This is a genomic window from Moorella mulderi DSM 14980 (genome assembly GCF_001594015.1).
Taxonomy (GTDB): domain Bacteria; phylum Bacillota; class DSM-521; order Neomoorellales; family Neomoorellaceae; genus Neomoorella; species Neomoorella mulderi.
Genome location: NZ_LTBC01000036.1, coordinates 1 through 2,970, shown reverse-complemented (window position 1 = coordinate 2,970; position 2,970 = coordinate 1). Strand labels below are relative to the sequence as shown.

Here is a 2,970-nt window from a genome sequence, read left to right as displayed (position 1 = left end):
GGCGAGAGGTTCTCAATAACCGCGGCGTAAGGCGCCATGGCGTCGCTGCCGGGAGCACCGGCGGTAAGCTGGCTCACCGCCAGGTCTACGGTGAAAGCCACCTTCTTCTGCTCGCACCCACCATCGGGCATCAGGAACTGAAGATCACCCGAAAACACCTGGTACATGCGGGAGAGGAAGCCGATGGCCCCTTCCTTCGTGAAGCTGTAGAAGTATATAAATTGCCAGTTTCCACCTATTTCAGGGAGGCTATAGTCATAAAATCGAGGCGTAAAGTCGTACTGTCCGTCGTTGATCTTCACTACCCATCTGGTCCCGCTGCCGCTGTCCCCCATGTCGAGGGGGTCGGTCGGCGACGCGCTGGTGTAGTGCGGTTCAGCTTGAAACCACGTCCCGTAGACGTTGTGGTAGAAGATGTTCCTCACGGCGGTACTGCCCTGCTTGGCCCCGGCGTCCGTGACGTTGTAGTACCCGTCAGTTGCGGGCCACTCCAGGGCCTCCAGCCAGGTGCTCAAGTCCTGCGGGATCGCCGCAGGATGCAGGAAGCCGTACCCTTTCCCTATGTTGAGGCCGCCCGTGGACCAGTCTATGGGCGCGAAGAGCAGGTCCGGCGCGAAGCGGCTCTCCGGGGGCATATTGACAAATTGGGTATCGCTGGGCAGGTTATTCTGGCTAAACTGCCCTATCTCGAAGGGGTTCACCAGGTAGAACTGGAAGAACGCCCCCTCGGTATAGGCGTATTTTAGGCCGTAGGGGCCTTGCGTCGCAGTCGCAAAAGCACTAGCCTCCCGCGGCAAGGAAAGCGCCAGCGCTATTACCAGGACGAGAGAAAGAAAAGAGGAGAGAAAGCCTCTCCTTCCGCGCATAGTCGTCGGCCCCGGCACAGGCTGCCGGGGCCGCTCACCTCCTGAATATTGGATTTTTAAGTCTCCTACCTCTTCAACTCAATGGATACCGTATTGTCCCAATAATATACCTCATACCCGAACGCCTCGGCCACGAACCTGGCGGGCAGGAAGACGCGGTCGTCTCTCATTAAAGGGGTCACGTCCATTTCCTGTGGGTTGCCGTTGATGTAGAGGGTCTTGCTGCCCACCTGGAGCTTCACCGTGGTGCCCTCCATGCTCAAAGTTACGGTCTGGCTTGCCTCATCCCAATTTACGTCCTTCTCCGCCACGCCCAGGCCGTAGGCCAGGTAGCGCACGGGCACATAGGCACGGCCGTTCTCAGTAAAAGTCTTCACGTCCATTTTGGAATTTACAATTTTGTAATCCGGTGATAGATAGGTGGTATAACTATAGAAATCATAACCCACGTAAAATTGGGCATCTACATTCTTCGCTTCCGCCACGCCCCCGGCCGCCAGGGCCAGCGTTACGGCCAGGAGGAAAGCAATAAGAAGGTTAATTTTACGGGTCATGGTATCAGCCTCCTTTATTTAGGTAGGAATCAAAAAGCACCGGCGTACCGGTACTTTATTCACTTCGCAAAGCCTTGGAAACATTATTGTATATAGCTTCTGCTATCTCAATTGCTCTTTGGGCATCTTCCCTGGTTGCTCCTGCTGCGTCTCCAGGATAACGGCCTTCAGTAACCCATCCGCTTAGCCATTCCAATCTTGTGTTATAAAATTTCTCTTGATCCTCCGGTGGTAATAACCCCACCAGGTAATCAAGGTCATGTTTATAAGCGAACCTTATCCCAAGGCGAATTAAGAGGGCTTTCAAACTTTTTTCGGCACATTGCTGTGATAAGTAACAAGCCAGATCAAATTCCGGTTCTTTATCATAAAAAAGCATTTTCGCCACCCGCAGGTCCCTTCTCGCCCTATCCTGCCATTTCAAGGCTTCTTGTTCCCTCTCCCTACTGTTCATAAAGAACCTTCCCTTCTGCAAGGGCAGGATGGTAAACGGTCCACCAGGCATCTTTATACTTGTTTATGTCCTCCGGGCTAGCAATTACAATATCTTTAGGAACCTTAAACTCCCGTAGTTCCTTCCTGATGGCTGCCTGTATCTCCCGCTTTTGTTCCCGCGTGCAGTCCATGATAACTAGGATGTCAACATCGCTATCCGGCCCAGCTTCACCCCTCGCCCAGGAGCCAAAAACTATTATTTTTTCGGGATTAAACTTTTCCTGTATACGTTTGACCATAGAATAAACTATTTTGTTATTCATGAATGGTCCCTCCCGGACCGGGAGTATTGAAGGTGTGCCATTTATCACCTTCCTGCCACCATTTTACCCCAGTGCTACCAATTTATCAATATGGCTAACCACTCACCACCCTGATCTCATATCCCCTCACCCTTTGCCACCCCTCCTTCCGTTGGGCCTTCAGCCCCGGCCTTCCGGCCTTAGCTGCCAAACTTGCCGCCCAGCCGGAAGGCAAGGGCCGACTGAAGGAAGGGGTCGAGGAATAGCGGACTGAGCGAAGCGAAGGAGCATATGCCGCAGGCCGTACCCTTGCCGACAGAGGCCGGGCGGCATACAATCCAGGGCCAGCTGGAAAGCCCGGAGGCTTAAAAAGCAGCAGGTGCGCGCAAAGCCGCTCCTGCTGCCTACCACTGTTACCTCGCTCATTCGGGACGCCGCTATGTCAGGCCGTTATGCCGATTAGACGTTGCGGCGGCCCTACCTCGCCTTACCGTAAACCTCATCCCCATAACCATCAGCTATGCTATTCAAGATCTTCCTGTTCTTCTCTATTTCTACCCGCTCATTCGCTTTTTCCCGCACGGCCATTAAGTCCCTGAACTCAATCTTCGCAGCATCTTTTAAAGGAACCCATACCAGGGAAGATATATTGTCGGCATCGCGTATCATGAGGCTTTCTTCCCCATTCCAGCCATATTTCAAACACTCGCCGGTAATTATCTTTCCGCTGGAAAGAATAACTCTCAAGTATGGCCTCTTCCCGGCCTTGCGGTAGAAAATAAACGTCTCCTTTAATGGGTCAGCAGGTTTAAT

The 2,970-nt window shown here is 52.9% G+C and carries 5 protein-coding genes; all 5 read right to left on the bottom strand.

Annotation, left to right across the window (positions count from 1 at the left end; translation table 11 throughout):
• Window positions 1-866 (bottom strand): hypothetical protein (locus MOMUL_RS15080; protein ID WP_169802218.1); only part of this gene is annotated, 866 nt, incomplete at its 3' end.
• Window positions 867-931: 65 nt separating this feature from the next.
• Complete coding sequence (locus tag MOMUL_RS15075) at window positions 932-1,420, bottom strand: copper amine oxidase N-terminal domain-containing protein (protein ID WP_062286220.1); 489 nt, start codon at window positions 1,418-1,420, stop codon at window positions 932-934.
• A 55-nt stretch (window positions 1,421-1,475) separates the two neighbouring features.
• Window positions 1,476-1,874: a HEPN domain-containing protein gene (locus MOMUL_RS15070; protein WP_011393083.1), complete on the bottom strand. Its 399-nt coding sequence runs from the start codon at window positions 1,872-1,874 to the stop codon at window positions 1,476-1,478.
• Complete coding sequence (locus tag MOMUL_RS15065; RefSeq protein ID WP_062286217.1) at window positions 1,864-2,178, bottom strand: nucleotidyltransferase domain-containing protein; 315 nt, start codon at window positions 2,176-2,178, stop codon at window positions 1,864-1,866. The genes MOMUL_RS15070 and MOMUL_RS15065 overlap by 11 nt, the downstream gene beginning before the upstream one ends.
• Window positions 2,179-2,634: 456 nt before the next feature.
• The coding region (locus MOMUL_RS16800; RefSeq protein ID WP_161485043.1) for a hypothetical protein at window positions 2,635-2,970 on the bottom strand (336 nt) is incomplete at its 5' end.

Excerpts from the sequence above, each read along its gene's own strand:
- MOMUL_RS15075 (WP_062286220.1), bottom strand. The coding sequence starts at position 1,420 with ATGACCCGTAAAATTAACCTTCTTATTGCTTTCCTCCTGGCCGTAACG.
- MOMUL_RS15070 (WP_011393083.1), bottom strand. The coding sequence starts at position 1,874 with ATGAACAGTAGGGAGAGGGAACAAGAAGCCTTGAAATGGCAGGATAGG.
- MOMUL_RS15065 (WP_062286217.1), bottom strand. The coding sequence starts at position 2,178 with ATGAATAACAAAATAGTTTATTCTATGGTCAAACGTATACAGGAAAAG.